The sequence below is a fragment of the Alkalinema sp. FACHB-956 genome, assembly GCF_014697025.1.
In the GTDB taxonomy this organism is placed as follows: Bacteria; Cyanobacteriota; Cyanobacteriia; order Leptolyngbyales; family Leptolyngbyaceae; genus Alkalinema.
In genome coordinates this window covers 39,028-58,711 of record NZ_JACJRC010000033.1, presented here as the reverse complement: position 1 = coordinate 58,711, position 19,684 = coordinate 39,028, and the positions used below count along the sequence as shown (strand labels likewise).

Annotated in this window: 9 protein-coding genes and 1 pseudogene; 5 read left to right on the top strand and 5 right to left on the bottom strand. The window is 48.7% G+C overall.

From position 1 onward, the window contains the following. Positions 1–192: 192 nt before the first annotated feature. From H6G21_RS22415 to H6G21_RS22400, 4 genes and pseudogenes are all read left to right on the top strand, one after another. The gene (locus tag H6G21_RS22415) at positions 193–408 is read left to right on the top strand and encodes a hypothetical protein (protein WP_190576197.1); all 216 of its coding nucleotides are present in this window, start codon (positions 193–195) and stop codon (positions 406–408) included. Positions 409–734: 326 nt separating this feature from the next. Continuing rightward, on the top strand, positions 735–1,010 hold the full coding sequence (locus H6G21_RS22410; RefSeq protein ID WP_190576195.1) for a hypothetical protein: 276 nt from the start codon (positions 735–737) through the stop codon (positions 1,008–1,010). Next, positions 1,007–1,377 (top strand): annotated as a pseudogene (locus H6G21_RS22405) (clan AA aspartic protease). Before H6G21_RS22410 ends, H6G21_RS22405 begins: the two are co-directional and overlap by 4 nt. 736 nt (positions 1,378–2,113) lie before the next feature. After that, entirely contained in the window at positions 2,114–2,656 is a 543-nt protein-coding gene (locus H6G21_RS22400; RefSeq protein ID WP_190576193.1) for a hypothetical protein, read from the top strand. Between the two features lie 555 nt (positions 2,657–3,211). Here H6G21_RS22400 and H6G21_RS25865 read toward each other — a convergent pair. The 4 genes from H6G21_RS25865 to H6G21_RS22380 all read right to left on the bottom strand — a co-directional run bounded on the left by H6G21_RS25865 (position 3,212) and on the right by H6G21_RS22380 (position 16,528). Further along, positions 3,212–5,137 (bottom strand): ATP-binding protein, encoded by a 1,926-nt coding sequence (locus tag H6G21_RS25865; RefSeq protein WP_190576191.1) that lies wholly within the window; start codon positions 5,135–5,137, stop codon positions 3,212–3,214. A 67-nt stretch (positions 5,138–5,204) separates the two neighbouring features. Further along, positions 5,205–11,909 (bottom strand): AAA family ATPase, encoded by a 6,705-nt coding sequence (locus H6G21_RS22390; RefSeq protein WP_190576189.1) that lies wholly within the window; start codon positions 11,907–11,909, stop codon positions 5,205–5,207. A 280-nt stretch (positions 11,910–12,189) separates the two neighbouring features. Continuing rightward, positions 12,190–14,781 (bottom strand): glycogen/starch/alpha-glucan phosphorylase, encoded by a 2,592-nt coding sequence (locus H6G21_RS22385; RefSeq protein ID WP_190576187.1) that lies wholly within the window; start codon positions 14,779–14,781, stop codon positions 12,190–12,192. 667 nt (positions 14,782–15,448) lie between these two features. Then, positions 15,449–16,528: an ABC transporter ATP-binding protein gene (locus H6G21_RS22380; RefSeq protein WP_190576203.1), complete on the bottom strand. Its 1,080-nt coding sequence runs from the start codon at positions 16,526–16,528 to the stop codon at positions 15,449–15,451. Positions 16,529–16,681: 153 nt separating this feature from the next. On the opposite strand from H6G21_RS22380, the gene H6G21_RS22375 reads away from it, so the two are divergent. Then, positions 16,682–18,376, top strand: coding sequence for an iron ABC transporter permease (locus H6G21_RS22375; protein WP_242042006.1), 1,695 nt, complete (start codon positions 16,682–16,684; stop codon positions 18,374–18,376). 168 nt (positions 18,377–18,544) lie between these two features. Here H6G21_RS22375 and H6G21_RS22370 read toward each other — a convergent pair whose 3' ends face one another. Then, entirely contained in the window at positions 18,545–19,618 is a 1,074-nt protein-coding gene (locus H6G21_RS22370) for a Fe(3+) ABC transporter substrate-binding protein (protein WP_190576185.1), read from the bottom strand. Positions 19,619–19,684 lie beyond the last annotated feature (66 nt).

The following is a 19,684-nucleotide window of genomic DNA, read 5'->3' as shown; positions in this document are numbered from 1 at the left end:
CGCGGATCACCAAAGACCGTATTGCGGTCTTTGGTTTGCTCAGCACGAATTAAAATCGGGTTATTCATAGAAAATAGCGCTTTCATAGCTTTTTCCTAGTTTATTCCGACTTGTGTGTACACGGTAGCCCGCAGGAGAAGGCAGCAAGATTGTAGTGGGGATGGGATTCACTTCAACAAGGAGAAGCTCAATATGTGTTTTACAGGTTCTAGCGATCGCGGCGATCGCTCGATCGAACAGTTGCATCCATACTATCGGTTACAACTTTTCGGCACTAAGGAAACGGTAGAGTCAATCATTAACCGATTGCATTCGATCGGATTTGTAGACAGGGTATATTGGGGGAAACCCATGCCTGTACCGGGTGTGGAAGGCGAATGGGTTAGCGTGTTGCAGCGGCGTTGGTAAAGGCTGAAGCGTAGGTGTCCCGCAGGTTTGCTTGTCTTGTAGCCTGTGGGCACCTGGACTAGGGCGATCGGGGTTTAGTGAAAGCGATCAGCTTTTTAGGGTGTTTGGTGAGCAGTCGTTTACCGAAAAATCTAGAAAGATTTTATTATTGGCTTAGCTTAACCGATCGTCGCATCTGACTGGCAATGCTGCACTGGTTTCAGCAAAATCGACCGAGCATTTTAGGAAAATCATTTCTTCAAACTTGAGGACAATGATTGAAGTAACCCGAAGAAGTCTGTAGTTGGGCTAAAATGCAAGGATAATGTGGCGACAAGGTTAACCCGATGGCAATTCGACAACCCCGCTATCCTAAAGAAGAATATGCTCGTCGTGGCAATGAGATCTACGAATCCCAGGTGCGTCCTCAAGTCGAAGAAGGCAATCATGGCAGAATCGTGGCGATCGACATTGAAACCGGAGCCTTTGAAGTTGATGATATCCCGATGGTCGCAGTCGATCGACTTTATGAGCGCTATCCTGATGCCCAGCCTTGGGTGATTCGGATCGGACATCGCGCCGTCTTCCGTATGGGGAGCCGCAGTCTGAGGAAGCCCATATGATGTTTGGCATCGTGAATGATAACTGTGAAGCTATCATTAAAGTTGCAGTCGGTCGTATTGGTTCACCCAAAATCACCGTTGATGCGGTCATTGATACGGGATTCACTAGCTTTTTGTCTTTACCCCTTTCCATCACACGGATTTAGATTTACCTTGGCATTACCGCGACTTTGGAACCTTGGGAGATGGGAGCGAAGTTGTTTTTGAACTGTACAAGGCTTCAGTGATTTGGGATGGACAGAACCAGATGATTGATGTTGTCGCTTCTGATGCAGAGCCGTTGGTCGGAATGGGCTTACTGTACGGCTACGATTTGTGCATTCGGGCAGTGGAAGGTGGTAACGTCACGATTAAGCCGATTGAGTAGTTGCAAGTCTCTCCGTTGAGGCACGGTCTAATCGGGTCGAGGAGAGAATTTAATCTTCCCCTCCCACACCACCTGCCATGCGGGTTCGCAACAGGCGGATCAGGTCGATGCGCAGACAACACGGATGGCTTAAGTGTAACCCTGAACTTTCATCCAAAGTTTCTTAATTGATAGCAATCCCTGTTTCTTCAACCATTCATTTGTTATTCCCATTTTCATTGCCAACGTCTTCGACAAGCGCCAATAGCCTTTACGATTTATGCCCGTCAAAAAGGTAACTGTCTCATTTACCCAGAAACCCGTCCGCGAAAGCAGAAATAGCGGTAGTTGAGAGCGATCGTGTAGTTTCTCCCCCATCTGTGTGATACAAATTTAGATCGGCTTGTCAGGTTGTTCCGTGGGCAGTCGTTTTTCGGTAAAAATCTAGAAAGATTTGATTATTGGCCTAGTGTGACCGATCGTCGCACCTGACTGGCAATGCTATGCTGGTTTCAGCAAAATCCACTCGCAGCAGGTGAACTTTGCGTTAGCAGGGTTTCGCTTTTTGGTGAAGATGGGACGCAGCAAGACAAAATGGTTATGAGAAATTCCAGTTTAAGACTACTCCCGTTTTCTTTCGTAAATTCTTCGCAAAGATGTTGACTTACAAAATGCTGAGGAATAAAATCCTTGTGACTGATTAGCTAAGTGATTTCTCTGATGCGCTTTGCCACATAAACTACCTGGGAGATTTCTAATGAGGTTCAAGCTTATTGGCTGTTTGTCTACTGCTTTCATCTATTGCATCAGCGTTAATGCAGTGGCTGCGATCGAGATAGTTTCTCAACAAAGGTCTCAATCAACTCCAACGATCGCTTCTAATCCCGTAAGGATGCTTGAACGTGAGCGCCGTAGGCTTGAACGTGAGCAACGTAAATGGGAACGTGAGCAACGCAATGAATTTCGACGACAACAACGCGAACTGCGACGGCTAAAACGTCAACAAGAATTGGAGAAATTGGAGCAAAGGCAGAAAGAACTGGAAGCTGCTCGGCAGGCAGCGACTGAGGAACAGCGATTAGAGGCAGAACGTCGTCGTCAGCATTTTGAAAATTTATCTCCAGAAGACAAGAAAGCTTATTTAGCCGAACAGGAAGCTCAAAGAGTTCAGGCTAGTAAAGTTGCTGCCCTTTTCATCCTAATGCTGGTGGCATCAGGATCAGGTAGTAGCAGTGTAGATCAACCTACAAGGCAACCTGATTACCCTTGTAATAAAGTAGTAAATGGGGTTTGCTGGTAACCCCTTAGTATTTGCAAAGTATTAGTCGTTATACTGACTGCCCAGAGAGAAAAAAACCTTCTATTCTCTGTCTTTCCAGCATTTCAGCTTACGTTTCAGAATTGTGGTTATCAAGATCGCTCCCATAATCGCATCATTAATATCATTCGAGACTCGGCACGGACTCATCGATCGAGGCTTTCACGACATTGATCCGTTCATTTTCCCAGCATTTGGTCGATCGAGGTTTTAGCAAAAGTAACTGGCTCATTGACCCAGAAACCCGTCCACGAAAGCAGCGATCGGGGTAGTTGAGGAGCGATCGTGCATTTTGTATGATGCAAAGTTAGATCGGCTTTTCAGATTGTTTCGTCGGTCGTCATTCTCAGGCAAAAATCTAGAAAGACTTTATCATTGGCAAAGCCTAACATATGCCCTGAGCCTGACATAATATGTCAGTAGTCATCTGACGGCTACGTGAATACTGATGAGACAAACTTTGTTCTAGAGCTAACCTTCGAGCAACAGCAGTGTTCAAGTTACGGGTAGTGTTACACGGTAGTGCTACACAAGTAATCATGCATTCACAGTGATGGGTAGCCGAATACAGAATGTTGTCCCTTCATTGACTGTAGACTTGACTTCTAGTTGCCCACCATGTTGCTCTACGATGATTTGCCGGGAAATAGCCAGTCCTAAACCAGTACCCTTGCCCACCTCCTTAGTCGTAAAAAATGGATCAAACAACCATTGTTGAATGTGCTTCGGAATGCCAGGGCCATTGTCAGTAATATAAATTTCCACCTGATCATCGGATAATGGCACCGTGGAAATGTGAATATAGGGTTGGGGTGGATTATTCTCCTCCAGTGCATCGATCGCATTGGAGAGGATATTCATAAAGACCTGATTCAGCTCACCGGAGAAACATTCAACCCAAGGCAACTCCCCGTATTCCTTAATGACTTGAATCTCAGCCCGCGCAGCCTCAGCCAGCCCCTCCCCGATCGCTGGGGCTTGAAGACGACTCTGTAGGATCATCAATGCGCTATCGATCCCCTCATGAATATTGACAGGTTTTAATTCCGCTTCATCCAGTCGAGAAAAAGATCGGAGCGATCGGACAATTTCACTAATCCGCTCCGATCCCGTTTTCATGGAAGTCAGCAAATTTGATAAATCCTTGTGGATAAATTCCAGATCGATCTTGTCAACTTGCTCAGAAATTTTAGGACTCGGCTGGGGATATTCAGCTTGGTACAGTGTAATCAAATGCATGAGATCTTGGAGGTATTCCGAAGCATAGGTAATATTGCCATGAATAAAATTCACAGGATTGTTAATTTCATGGGCAATCCCTGCAACTAGCCGTCCCAAACTAGACATTTTTTCACTTTGCACCAGTTGCGCTTGAGCCAGTTGCAGTTCTTGGAAATTCTGTTGCAACTGTTGCTTGGCAGCGTCGGAAGCCGCCTTAGATTGTCTCAATTGAGCGTGTTCGAAGTTTTGTACCTGCCAGAGGATGAATATCATCCCCACAACCAACCCAACTACAACGATCGCGATTAAATCCAGCAGTCGCAATTGGTTGTCAATATTTTGGCGGGGAATGACCAAAGCAACGGACCAATTGGCCTCTTGCAGTGGAATAAACGCGACATATTTTTGCGTTCCATCGATCGGAATTAATTCAATGCCTCTGCCTTTGTGAACCATGCGGTGGGCAATTTTAGCTAAATCATTGTCCGCCGACTGTAGAAAACTGGGAGCAGGTTTATCAAGATTGGACAAAAATGTTTGGTTGGGATGGACGATCGGTTCCCCCCGCGAATTCAGGGCAAAGGCATAACTCCCCTCCCCATACTTAAGCTGATTGACAACCTGCGTCAACCGATCCAGCAGAACAATCCCCTGAAAAACTCCGATCGGTGCACGGTTGCTTGCATCATTTGACCAAATGGGTGTGGCAATAATGAATTGAGGAACCTTGAGCACTCTGCTAATCATGGGATCGCTGACATAGCTGTTGCCAAATATAGCCACTTGAAAATGCTGACGATCTTTAATATTGGCGCTATTCGGCCCTCTACGACTATGAAATACATTGCCGTTCGGAGACACCATCGCAAAGGCAATGAAATCTTGAATACGCTTCGTTTCCTCCTGCATGTATGGTTGGACGATCGACCAATCTAGAGATCTCATTGTTTCAGTATTGGCCATCATCCCAACTTCAGCCTTCCGGGTTCCCAACCACCGATCTAGTTGGGTGGCCTGTTGCTGTACTTCCAAAAAGGCATTGCGCTGTAGATTCTCAAGCAGGAGACTGCGCACAAATTGATGGCTGAAATAAGCCGTTATGCCAACGGCAAGGGCCGTTGTCCCGATCGCAAAGCGTACCCAAAAATTACGTTTAGCAGTAGCTTGTTCCGAGACGAGTAAGTCATTTTTGGATGGAAATTGGATCGGAAAAACTTGAGAGAATACAACAGGGAAATTCATGCAAGGAACACCGTTTTTAATCCAAAAGGCTGAGAGGTCTCCGTGAGATAGGAGACCCTGTGCGTGCTCAACCCACTGCAATGCTAGATCGTTCTATTGGCAAGGAAATGGTGAATTCTGTGCCTTGCCCCACTGTTGAATTCACTGTGATCGTTCCCCCATGGGTTTCTTCTACAATTTGACGCGAGATTGCCAACCCTAATCCCGTACCTTTACCCACGCCCTTGGTCGTAAACAAATGGTCAAAAATTCTAGCTTGCACCTCTTGACTCATCCCTTTCCCATTGTCCCGAATGCGAATCGCAACCTGATTGGCTGCCTGTATCTCCGTTTGAATCGTAATCTGTTGCGGATTGAGTTCTAAATCCCGATAGGCAGTTTGTTGAGCAATTTCATCAAACATATCGATCGCATTGGCCAAAATATTCATAAACACCTGATTCAACTGACCCGGAAAGCAATCCACATCGGGCAGATCAGCATAGTCCTGAATCACTTGAATGGCAGGGCGATGTTCATTGGCTTTGAGACGATATTTGAGAATCAGGATCGTACTTTCCATCCCTTCCTGAAGGTTCGCTTTGACCTTATGCTCCCGATCGGACCGTGAAAACGTGCGCAGACTGGTGCTGATATTCTTGATGCGATCGGCTGCTCCTCGCATCGATCGGAGTAGCTTCGCAAAGTCTTCCGTGAGAAACTCCAAATCAACCCGATCGGCGTGGTCTTGAATATTCGATACAGGGTTGGGGTAATGCTGTTGATAAAGGGCTAAATGCTCCAGTAAATCCCTGAGATAGTCCGTTCCATTATTAATACTGCCGTTGAGGAACCCGATCGGATTATTGATTTCGTGGGCAATCCCTGCGACCAAGTTACCCAGCGAAGCCATCTTCTCACTTTGCACCATTTGTAACTGGGTATTTTGTAATTCCTGTAAGGTTTGCTCTAAGGCTTCGGATTTCTGGCGAATCGTCGCCTCTGCCGCAATCCGATCGCTCACATCTTGAACCATCGAAAAAACGCCAACGGCATTGCCCTGGGAATCTTTCAACGGAGTATTAATCCATTCGCAGGTGATGAGCGTCCCATCTTTCCGAAGATTTTTGTTTAAGCTGTAAAACCCCCCTTCCTGTCCCAGCAGTGCCTGCATAATTCGGTCAACATGGGACCGCTCAACATCTGGCACAATTCGGCTAGCGTGGTGTCCTGCCATTTCCGTTGCCGTATAGCCAAAAATCTTTTCCGCCGCTGGATTCCAACTTGCCACCTGAAATTCAGTATTCCACTCGATGATTCCAATCGGTGTTTTCTGGATCAAGAAAGTCAGTTTTTCTTGGAATGCTTTCGAGGCTGCTTCAGCGGCTTTACGATCGCTAATATCCCGCATAATCGTTGAGAAGTTTTCGACCTCTCCCGACTCGGATTTATGGGCAATAATCACTTGGGACACAGGCACTTCTTGCTGATTCGCGTCCAACAGGGCAACTTCGCCGCTCCAACTGCCTTCCTGAATGGCGGTGGGTAAACCCTGTTCGCGAATCATTTGGTTCACCCATTGTGGGTGACATTCTGAAATATGCTTCGGATGGTTGGGGTCCAATAAATCCGGGCGGAACTCACAGAATTTTTTGTTGTGCCATAAAATTCGACCTTGGGCACTGGCCAACCCAACAAAGTCGGGTGTCGTATCCAGAATCTTGATGAATCGCTGTTGCTCACTTTCTAGCTTTTTGCGATCGCTAATATCCCGAACTAAACAGTGGAGAATCGTCTCATCATCGTAGGGAATGGCCGTTAGCGTCACTTCCGCAAAAAAGGTGTGGCCATTAGAGCGCTGGTGTAACCATTCAAAGCAAAGATTACCCGTTTCCAGTGCTTGGGCAATGATCACCGCTTCCTTCTCTGAGGAGGGGCTGCCATCGGGCTGCAAGGCTGGGGAAAGGGCAGAGACAGAAAGATGGAGGAGTTGAGACTTCTCGCGGTAGTCGAAGAGATCCAAAGCTGCCTGGTTGCAGTCAATAAATCCACTGGGATTCAAGAGCAGAATCGCATCCGTTGCTTTTTCAAAAATTGTTTTTAGCCTTAACTCTGAAACCTGTAACTGGAGACTTTTCGCTTGCTCAATCGCATACAATCGAGCATTCTCTAAGGAAATGGCCGCCTGGGTGCAGAGGAAGTTGAGAACGACAATACGATCGTGGGTAAATGCGCCACTGGTTCCTCGATTTTTTAAATACAGGATTCCAATCAATTGCCCTTGATGGAGAATGGGTAAACACAATAGGCTTTTGGGCTGGCGCTGTTGTAGATACTCATCCATCACGGGTAAATCCGTTTTGAGATCATCAATCACAACCGTTTCTGCGGTGTGTTGGACGTAGTGAATCAGCTTAATGGGGACATCGAGAGTATTCTCCAACGGCTCTGAGCGGAGTTCTATGGTTTCGGGCGTGGCAATGGCAACAACCTGCCACTGATTATTGTGATCGGGGAGGATCAAGGCACAGCGATCGCCCCCTGAATTTTGCAAAATGATTTTAGTCAATTGACGCAGCAGTTCATCGAGTTGAATCGTGCTGGACAAAATTTGAGAGGCTTTGAGAATCGCTGCAAAGTCTAAAGCTTGGTTAATGCTAGTACTGCTGGACGTTTCGTGCTGACTCGCCTGAACCGATTGGAGCGGCATCGATTTCGGCGCAGTGATTGTCCTCAGCGTACTCAGAACATCCCTCGACTGGGCTGGAGGTTGCAGAATCGGAGCCAGCAGTTGCGGGTAGCGCGTTGTCAGGTCATCCACTTTGGCCGCAGATCCCCAGTAGGTATAGTCGTAATAGGCTTCCTGGAGGTACCCTGCGGCGACCTTGTCCTTGCCCCAAGCGAGGTAAAATTTAGCTGCTAATTCATTGGCGATCGCGGCTTCCTGGAGATACCCGTTGGCTTTGGCTCCAGCAATCGCCCGATCGTACCAATCGCTTGCTTCGTAGGGTTGGCCCAAAACGCGATAGCGTTCCGCTTCCACCAATTGAAACTTGTGCAAGTAGTTCATGGGCGCGCTGTCTGCCCAAGCCTGCATGCAGCGTTGATTCTCCTGTACCTTTTCCAAGGCGATCGCATCTAGTTCGGGCTCGCTGTTGCCCGCAGCGGCGAGTAGACTCAAGGATTGATAAAAATTCTTCAGGGGAACGATCAGAAGCCCCGCTGCGCCTTGTTCATAGGTCTCAAAGTGCTGGGCATATTCCTGCGCAGCGGGGTAGTCTCCAAACAGATAGGACAGCAAGAGCTTTGCTAAGTAAACATAGCAAATTCCATTGACATTTCTACTTTCGATCAATGCGGGTAGGGTTGTGGATTCATCAAACCATTCACCCACTAACTGGGTAGGCTGTTTGGACTGTTCTCGCAAATTGACGACGGTCTGTTGCCAAGTTGTCGCCCAGATTAACGAGGCTTCTTGCTTGATGCTTTGAATCAACTGACAGTACTTGGCAGCTTCGGACTCCGCCGTTGCCAAATTTTCCCCGCTCCAAAAGAGGAACTGTGCATAGCAATTGGCACAATATCCTACATATTCCAGATCCCCCTGTTCTAAGCCACTGGTCAGCCCCGCCAGAAAAACCGGAAGCGTCGATCGAATGGACGTTTTCCAATGCTTAACAAATAAACCAAATAGCAGGTTCACCTTGCTCGTGAGTTCCTTGGCCTGAAACTTCTCTAATACGGCGGTTGCCAGTTGCCCAAATTGATAGCCCCGCTCGATGTCTCCCGTCGCACAGAGAAATAAAGCATACAGGCTATAGGCGATCGCGGCTTGGGGAGAATTGCCGGATTCAATACAAATCTCCACCATGGTGAAAATTTTCAAAGGCAACAAACTGGGTTGGGCCAAATAGATGGATGCAAATAACCCCACCAGAATTCTCATGGCAGCATCCTGCTCGGGATCGGCTAGGCTGGGCAGATCCACAAAGCTCTCAATGGCCCGATCGCCTAACCGGATCTTGAGTTGTTCATGGTGCGCCAGGGTTGTTGGAAAATCACAATCCTGGGGAAAATCAATACCGACGAGTTCTAGGGCTTGTCTACCCGCTGCGATCGCTTCTAGGAGGCGATTTTGCGCGGTATAGGATTGAATTCTGATCTCGTAAAACTTGACTTTGTCTAAGGGCTTTTGAGTATTGCTCAGGGCTGCCTGAATCAGAGTTTCCGAGGTTTCGAAGTGGGTATTTAAATACTCTGACTCTGCTAGCAATTCATGGAGTTTGAGGGTGAGATTGTAGTGATCCTGCCAACTCTGGTGACCAAGTAGCGTTAAGCCCGTACTGAAATAATTGACCGCAGCACCGTAGGCTGTAGCGACCTTTGCTTTTTGCCCAGCAATCAAATTGAGCTGAGCCAGTTGCAATCTTTCAGCTGAGTCATCAATGAGATCAATACCGATATTAAACTGATTGACAATATTGAAAATTCGGGCTTCTCTTTGTGATTCTGGCGTATTACTAAAGAGTAATTGCCCAATCTTCAAGTGAGTAATTTGCTTTTGCGCCAGGGGAATTAGGGAATAGGCTGCCTGTTGGACACGATCGTGGAGGAAGCGGTAAGAGAGAGTTTCTTGGGACTGCTGAGTCTGTTGGGATTGTTGGTCTACTTCGCCCAAAAAGAACTTGTAAATCTCGCTTTGGGGCAAAATCAATCCTTCTTGCAATGCAGGCCACAGGGCCGTTGCCACCTCAGTTTGGGATTGCTCTGAGACGATCGCCAACGTATCCAAATCAAACTGCGCTCCAATGCAAGCCGCGAGTTTTAAAATGTCTTGGGTTGACTGCGGCAGCTTCTGTAGCTGCAATGCCATAAACTCAACCACATCGTCGGTTAGGGTCGAATCTCGAACCTGGACGATATCGCATTGCCAATGGCCCGCCGTGCGATCGAAGGTGATTAACTGATCGTGATGCAGAACCTTGAGAAATTGGGTTGCGAAGAAGGGATTGCCCTGGGTTTTCTGGAACACCAGTTCCGTGAGTGGCTGCGCTAACGCTTCCGTTGTCCGTAGGGTATCGGCGATGAGAGGGTTGAGGCTATCCGTGGTTAACGGCTTGAGTGTGATCGTGTTCAGATTAGCACCGGCTTTAGCCAAGCTTTCTAGGGTAAGCATTAACGGATGGGCCGGAAAGACTTCGTTGTCCCGATAGGCTCCGAGCAGCAGTAGGTAGCCCGTTTTGGCCTCCGCCATTAGCACCTGAATCAAATTGAGCGATGCAGAATCGGCCCACTGTAAATCATCGACAAAAATGACCAGTGGATGCTCTGCGGTGGTGAAGACCTGAATGAAACGTTGGAAAAGGAGGTTAAAGCGATTTTGGGCGGCAGTTCCCGATAGTGCAGGGGCTGGGGGTTGGGAGCCAATGATGCGTTCCAGTTCAGGAATCAGATCAACAATGACCTGGGCATTTTCGCCCAACGCCTGTAGAATCTGGGTTTTCCAAGTTTGCAATTGACTATCACTTTCGCTGAGCAGTTGGGTCACCAAGTCACGAAAGGCTTGGACGAAGGCAGAAAAGGGAATGTTGCGATTGAACTGGTCGAATTTGCCCTTGATGAAGTAGCCCCGCTGTTTGACGATAGGCTTATGGACTTCATGGATGACGGCAGTTTTACCGATCCCAGAGAATCCCGCGACCAGCATCAGTTCAGAACGCCCCTGCCCCTCCTGCTGCTCCGATGGAGAGGCTACACGATCGAAGGCGTCTAATAAAGTTTGGACTTCGGATTCCCGGCCATAGAGCTTTTCGGGAATGGTAAAGCGATCGCTAATATCCCGTTGTCCTAGGGAAAATTCAGGAATTGCCCCCGTTGTGTTCCAGTGGTTTAAACAAAGTTGCAGGTCGTATTTCAGACCTAGGGCACTTTGGTAACGGTCTTCAGCATTTTTGGCCATCAGTTTGGCAACGATCGCGCTGACCATGGCCGGGACTGCGGGATTCACCTGGTCAGCCGGGGTGGGCTGTTGGGCAATGTGGCAATGGACTAGTTCCAACGGATCTGCCGCAGTAAAGGGTAATTGCCCCGTCAGTAATTGATATAACGTGATCCCAAACGCATAGAAATCCGTGCGATAGTCAATGCCGCGATTCATGCGTCCCGTTTGTTCTGGCGCAAGGTAGGCGAGGGTACCCTCTAGGATGTTGGGATTGTGGATTTCTAGGGTTTCTTTGGGGAGTAGGGAAGCAATACTGAAGTCAATCAGTTGGATTTGTTTAGATTGTGGGTGAATCAGGATATTTGCGGGTTTAATATCCTTATGGACAATTTGGTGTTGGCAAAGATTGTGGAGAATATCAGCGATTTGCAGCGCGATCGCTAACACGTCAACAAGTTCCAACCTAGCTTGTTGAATATACTGATCCAGAGAAAGGTCACCACTATCCGCCATGACCAAGGCATAGCCCCGTCCGACCGGCTCCAACCCTAAAGGGCGTACAATCCCCGGGATAGCCAGATGATTAGTCATTGTGTACTGATTTCGAAACTGAACGAGTTCGCTAAAGCTGGGATACTCGCGTCGCAACACCTTAATAATGACTGGAGACCCTTGTGCTGTCTGCACGGCCCGATAGACTGCTGTGCGAGACCCGAGATACAGTTGCTCCCCCAGGGTATAACCGAGGATGTTTGGTAACGGCTCGTTCGGTAACGGCTCATTCGGCAACGACTCGTTCGGTAATAAGTCGCTGGGTAACCAGTTTTGGGAGATGGAAGCGGGTCGTGTCATAGGTCTCAGGGGAGCAGTGATCCTGGTTGGCAGGGTGCTCCCCTAGGATGCCCGATCGTTGAGGTTATCTCATCATAACTTCACAGAATTCCACAGAACCCTAGAAATCACCTAGCAGCATCCAACTTAAACGATGGGTCAACACCTTTTTGAGCCTATGTTTTCGTAATTTTACTGACTATTTACTGACTATGCTGTGCCTGGTTGCCAGATAACACACTGATCGTTCTCCTCACCAATGCACGTCTAATCAATGCACGTCTAATCAATGCACGTCTAATCAATGCAGTCGGCAGGTCAGCTCTCCACCACTCATACGTTCCCACTGTGTATAGTTTTCTAAATGAATGCTTGCGGGCTGTACTTTCCAAATGTCCGTTGCGTATTCCTCAATTGAGCGATCGGAGGAAAATTTACCCATTCGCGCAGCATTTAAAATGGACATCCGGGTCCAATGCTCACTATCGCAATAACATTGACTGACTTGGGCTTGGCAGTCAATGTAGGACTGGTAATCTGCCAACAGCATAAACGGATCGCTGCTGAGTAACTTGTCCAGCAACGGCTGGAATAACGCCCGATCGCCGTGGGAGAAATGGCCCGATGCAATTAAATCGATCGCGTCCTTCAGGTAGGGATTCATGGCGTAGTAATCCCAGGGATGATAGCCCTGGTGCTTCAGGCTGGCCACCTGTTCTGTTGTTAAGCCAAACAGGAAAAAGTTTTCCGCTCCGGCTTCTTCCCGAATTTCGATATTGGCACCATCCAGCGTCCCGATCGTCAATGCACCGTTCATAGCAAATTTCATATTGCCCGTCCCAGAAGCTTCGAGGCCAGCGGTGGAAATTTGCTCTGACAGATCTGCTGCTGGATACACCCGTTGGCTGTTGGTCACGTTGTAGTCCGGCAAAAAGACCACCCGCAGCCGATCGCGCACGTCGGGATCTTTATTGACCATTTCCCCCACGGCGGTGATTAGCTTAATCATCAGTTTGGCCATAAAATAGCCCGGAGCCGCTTTGCCGCCAAAGATAAAGGTACGCGGTGTCAGGTCTAATTGGGGCTGCTGTTTGAGTTGGCTGTATAGCGTGACAATGTGCAGAACATTTAAGTGTTGCCGCTTGTATTCGTGAATCCGTTTTACTTGCACATCAAACAGTGATTTCGGATCAACTAGAATATCTAGAGTTTTATGGATGTGATTCGCTAAATCCTGTTTAATCGCCTGCTTCATCGTATGCCAGTCGTGGCGGAAGGCGGGATCATCTGCCAACGGTTCCAGTTGCTGCATTTCACTGAGATGCTTAATCCAGCGATCGCCGATATGGGTGGTCACCAACTGCGTCATGCGGGGATTGCTCAAGACGATCCAGCGCCGAGGGGTGACGCCATTGGTCTTGTTGCAGAATTTCTGGGGAAAGAGTTGATAGAAATCCTGCAAAACGGTTTGCTTCAGCAGTTCACTATGCAATTCTGCAACCCCGTTAATGGTATGACTGCCCACACAGGCTAGATTGGCCATGCGCACATAGCGTTCCCCCGTCTCATCAATCAAGGACATGCGAGCCAGCCGATCGCCGTCCTTGGGAAACTTCATCCGTACCTGTTCTAGGAAGCGGGAATTGATTTCGTAAATGATTTCTAAATGGCGGGGCAACAGATTAGCAAACAGGTCGATTGCCCATTTCTCCAATGCTTCCGGCATCAGTGTATGATTGGTGTAGGCGAAGGTTTTTTGGGTGATTTCCCAGGCGGTCTCCCAGGCAATGGAATACTCGTCTAACAGCAATCGCATCAATTCCGCCACAGCGATCGCGGGATGGGTATCGTTGAGTTGAATGGTAAACTTCTCATGGAATTTCGCGATCGGAATGTTCTGGCCTTGCAAAATTCGGAACATATCCTGCAACGAGCAAGACACAAAAAAGAATTGCTGTTCTAAGCGCAATTGTTTGCCCGCCACCTTTTCATCGTTGGGATAGAGCACCTTAGTCAAGTTTTCTGAACTGACCTTTTGCTCCACGGCACCGTAGTAATTGCCTTGGTTAAACACCGCAAAGTCAAACGATTCGATCGCCTCTGCTTTCCACAGGCGCAGGGTATTGGCCGTGTTGACCTTGTAGCCCAGGATCGGTGTGTCGTAGGGAATTCCCAGCACTTCCCGATCGGGAATCCAGCGGACTCGATAGTGATCCTGTTCATCCCGGTAGGCTTCGGTATAGCCGCCAAGTTTGACTTCCACCGCCCATTCCGGTCGTGCAATTTCCCAGGCATTGCCGTAACGCAGCCATTTATCCGTCAGTTCCACCTGCCAGCCATCACGAATCACTTGGTCGAAAATACCGAATTCATAGCGAATGCCGTAGCCCAGGGATGGAATTTCCAAGGTCGCCAGCGAGTCGATATAGCAAGCGGCCAAACGCCCCAACCCCCCATTGCCCAGCCCCGGTTCTTCCTCCTGAGCCAGCAATTCATCGAAATCCAAGCCCAGTTCTTTGATCGCCTGTTTGACCTGATCAAAAATCCCCAAGTTAATCAGGTTATTGCCCAGGTGCGGCCCCATTAGAAACTCAGCGGACAGATAGCAAACTGTGCGCGATCGCTTCTGAGTATAGGCTTCGGCGGTACTGTTCCAGCGCTGCAACAACCGATCGCGCACCGTATAGGCCAACGCCATGTAGTAGTCATGCTGGGTGGCCAACGCCACAGGTTTCCCCTGTAAATAGAACAAATTGTCTAAAAAAGCGCGTTTGATGGTTTCGATACTGAGACCTGTGCGATCGGCCTCGATCGGGGTTAACGGCTCTTCGGTAGGTTGATGGTTGCCAGGGGCTAAATTCTCTACTGAGGTATTTTGTTTTGGCAGGTTCATAGCGGTGGATCTTTGTAGCGATTGCAGGTGACCTAGATAGCCATCCTCATCAGACTCGAGAAGTGGGAATCATGTTGTTCGATACAATACAGGTTTAATAAGATTGGTGTAACAATTCAGGCTGAATACTATCGGCGTAACAAGGCGACAGGCTGGACGATACCGGTTGAACAATAAAGCTGGACGATACTGGCTGAATAACACAGGTCTACGATCGACCCCAGTCGTCTGTGAAGTAACCCCTTCCTTTTGGGCACGAAAAGGAAAGATCCTTAGAGCTTGCCTTTTTGTTGCCACATTGCTAATTGATGATTTCTGATCGTGTTGTTAATTCTATTTGTTTTTATGTTGCTCTAGCGTTAGGTAAATTAATAATGGAATAACTTCTTCGCCTCGTGTAAACCTCCTCTAACCGGTGTGGGGTAAACAAAGGACTCTTTGCCTAAGGACGGACTTGTGAGCAAGTCTTGGATGTGATTTGCCTGCCTAGCTTCCTGAACTATGAATTCTCTCGCTGCAACTTACTAAGTCCTGTGTCCGGACTATACTCAGTTTGGGCACCCTCCTGCTGGGCGCATGGCTCCATCTTTGAATTTTGGATTCCTCGTTCGGGCTTAAAATCCGCCCTTCCCCAGCCTGTCGTCATATTTCATTGCCGACGTAATAATCAAGGAAAGATCTGAAAGCGATTGTCCCGAACCTTCACAGTCACGCAATCTTCCGGTGCAATCCGATCGCTGGATCGAGCATAAAGTTCCAATCCCGCTGCATTCACAAGTCGATAACGGTACTCCCGTCCTAAAAACTCCCGATCGCAAATCTTAAAATTCCCATCCCGATCGGGTGAGAGTTGTACATCTTCCTGCCGAATCATGAGGGTTGCCTGAGCAGTAGAAGGATGGGAGTTGGTTTTCCCAGGGGGCACGATCGGAAACTCACCGAAATCCGTCACCCACTGGCCTTCCTGCTGAACCGCTTGAACAAAGTTCGCTTGGGTCACAAATTCCGCCACAAACCGCGTTGCTGGGTACTGATAAATTTCCTCCGGTGTTCCTAACTGCTCCAAGCAACCCTTTGATAGAACAGCCACCCGATCGCAGATTGAAAGTGCCTCTTCCTGATCGTGGGTGACAAACACCGCTGAAATGCCCGCCTGCTTGAGAATCGATCGAATTTCCTGGCGCAGTCGCAGCCGCACTTGGGCATCCAAATTACTCAACGGTTCATCCAGCAAAATCAATTGAGGACGGGGTGCAAGAGCACGGGCCAAGGCCACCCGTTGCTGCTGTCCCCCGGAAAGTTGATGGGGATAACGCTTTTCCAAGCCCTCCAGTCCCACCAGCCCGATCGCATCCCGGACCCGATCGGTTTGCTCAGCCCGAGTTAAGCCTAACTTCGTCAAGCCAAATCGAATGTTTTCCCCCGCTGTCAAATGGGGAAACAGTGCATAGTCCTGAAACACCATGCCAACATCACGTTTTTCCGGGGGGATTGATCGATCGGGGGTGGCCACTACCTGCCCTGCCAGCATGATCTGGCCTGCACTGGGTTGCTCAAATCCTGCAATCATCCGCAGCAATGTCGTCTTGCCACACCCCGATGGCCCCAACAGCCCCAAGAGGTCTCCTTCCTGGAGGTCGATCGAAATTTCCTGAACTGCTGCGAATGCTGCCTGGGCAAACTGTTTGGTCACTGCCTCTAACTGCAAAATTATATTGCCATCCCCCACCTGAGTCAGAGAATTCATCGGTGCATTTGCAGAGGAAAGATTAGCAGCCATAGATTTTCGAGCAAGGAAAATTTTATTTATTGCAAGTAGTCATCAATAATTCTACGGTGCAGAATCGAGAAACTCTGAAATAATTTTCTGATAGGGCGATTAGTGAGCAACTTAAGAATCATGCAGCGTGGAATGCAACCGCGATCGACTCCAGTAAACTCGATTGCACTCTGGGGACAAAGTATCGGTAATTGGCTATGGATTGTCACGATCGTCGGTCTGGCGATCGTGCTCTCTTCTCCCATCTGGGCAATCCTGGGTGGCCTTTGGGTTGATTCTGGGGAAGTCTGGCAGAATCTGGCGACTACCGTTTTGCCCACCTATGTGATGAATTCCCTCTGGTTGATGGTGGGCGTGGGCGTGGGTGTCACGGCGATCGGGACAGGCACGGCATGGCTGGTCACCCTGTGCCGTTTCCCCGGCAGACGATTGTTCGAATGGGCGTTGCTACTCCCCCTAGCTGCGCCGAGTTACATCCTGGCCTATACCTACACAGAATTGCTGGACTACTACGGCCCAATCCAAACGCAGCTGCGGCAACTGTTTGGCTGGGAATCAGCGGCGGACTATTGGTTTCCCAATGTCCGATCACTGCCTGGGGCAATCTTGATGTTGACCTTAGTGTTATATCCCTACGTTTACTTAATCGCTCGATCGGCCTTTCTAACCCAATCGGTAGTGACTTTGGAAGCTAGTCGTAGTCTGGGTTGTAATCCCTGGCAGAGCTTTTTTCGGGTGGCGATTCCCCTGGCCCGTCCTGCCATTATTGCGGGGTTATCGTTAGCCTTAATGGAAACGCTGAATGATTTCGGCACCGTTGAATTTTTCTCAGTACAAACCTTTACAACGGGGATTTATCGTACCTGGTTTGATATGGGGGAGCAGGGGGCTGCGTTGCAACTGGCGCTCTGTCTTTTAGGATTTATTCTGGTTTTGATTGTGTTAGAACGTCTGTCACGGGGACAGGCGAAATATTATCAGACTGCCAATCGTATCCAAGATCTATCGCGCTATTCCCTCGGCTGGGGCCGATCGCTCCTCGCTTGGATCGCCTGTGGAGTTCCGCTCACCTTAGGTTTCCTGGTCCCGGCAGGCTTGCTTGCCCACCTGACCTGGATCAATCGCGAGATTGCCTTTGATAGCCAATTTATAGATTATGCCCAGCATAGTTTTGGGTTGTCGTTGATGACCGCAGGGATTGCGATGACGATTGCTGTGGTGATGAACTATGGTAAACGACTACATTCCACCTGGATCACACAAGTTTCAACGCAAGTGGCATCACTGGGCTATGCTGTCCCTAGCGCGATCGTGGTAATCGGCATCCTCATGCCCTTGGGCAAAGTTGACCAAGCGATCGGGGCGTGGTTGGAAACTCACTGGAGTATCACCACAGGTTTATTGGTTAGCGGGACGGTGACGGCCTTAATTTTTGCCTACATTGTGCGGTTTCTGGCGGTGGCCATGAATTCTGTCGAAGCCAGTTTAACCAATATCAAGCCCAGCTTGGATGAAGCAGCCCGTAGTCTTGGGGAAGGATGGCTAGGAACGCTTTGGCGAGTTCATATTCCGCTCTTGCGTAGCGGATTGCTAACCGCGATCCTACTAGTATTTGTTGATGTGATGAAAGAACTCCCTGCAACCCTAATCGTTCGGCCATTTAATTTCGACACCTTGGCCGTTCGGGTTTATAACCTCGCCGCTGATGAACGATTGGCAGAAGCGGCAGGTTCTGCTTTGGCGATTGTGGTGGTCGGTTTAGTTCCAGTGATTTTACTCAGCTGGCAAATGACGCGATCGCGCCAAGTCCAGTAAATCGAAGGAAATGGATAAGAAAATGCACACGCCATTAGGTGATATAGCGTGTGCATTGATGATTGAACCGATCTCAACTCCCTTCGATTGCCGGGATTGGGTTGCAGCGTCAAGGTTAAGTCCTTGATTTTTTCACGCCGATCGACTCCTGGGTACCCTGGGACCGCCTTATTTCCAACCAACTCGGTTTGCAATCTCTAACGCTTTGCCATTGTTCTTACCGTAAATTTGAGCGTTGAGCTTATCTTCCTTAAAGCGACCAAAGTCCTTCAGTACGGCATCCATGTCTACACCTCGCAGAACAGGATACTCGTTGTTGCTCTTCGCAAAAATCTCCTGAGCTTCGCGACTGGCTAGATGCTCCAAGAATTTAATGGCTGCTTCTTGGTTCTTAGAGGACTTGACTACGGCTGCACCACTGATGTTGATGTGGGTTCCGCGACTCAACACCCCAGCCCCTTGTTGATTGGGGAAGGCGATGCGAATCTTGCTCGCAATTTCCTGTTCTTCGGGCTTTTTGGACTTAAACAATCGAGCCACGTAATACTGATTGACAAAGGTAATATGCCCTTGGCCTGCGGCAACTGCCTTGATTTGGGCAGTATCATTCCCTTCCGGTTGACGGGCCAGGTTAGTCACAATCCCCTTGGCCCATTCCTCGGCTTTTTTCTCATCGTAGGCGGCAATGATCGAACCAATCAAGGATTGGTTGTACACATGGCCGGAGGAACGGGTTACAACTCGGCCTTTCCATCGGGAATCAGCCAAGCTTTCGTAGCTAATTGCCTTCAATTCATCGCCACTTACTTTCTCACGGTTATAGACCAAAACCCTGGCCCGTTTTGCCATGCCGAACCAGTGGCCTGCATCGTCCCGCAGTTCCTTCGGAATTGCAGTTTCCAGGGTTTTCGACTTCACAGGTAGCAAAATGCCAGCTTCCTGCGCCCGTACCAATCGGCCCGCATCCACGGTAATGATCACATCGGCAGGACTTTTGTCGCCTTCGCTTTGAATGCGACTGATCAATTTGTCCGCGTCTGCCTCAATCAAATTGACCTTAATGCCAGTCTTTTGCGTAAAGCTCTCGTAGATCGATCGATCGGTGTCGTAATGCCGTGCAGAGTAGAGATTGACGACTTGATCGGTCTTGGCCTCTCCGGCTTGATTCCGCAGAATTTGCTCGAAGGCAACCGCAGAAAAAGCAGCCCCTGTGGCTAAAAATGTGCGTCTCGTAATGCTCATAAATCCTATCTATCCCGATCGACTATCGCAATCAATAAAGCAAACTGAAATCCAAAAAAGATGCAA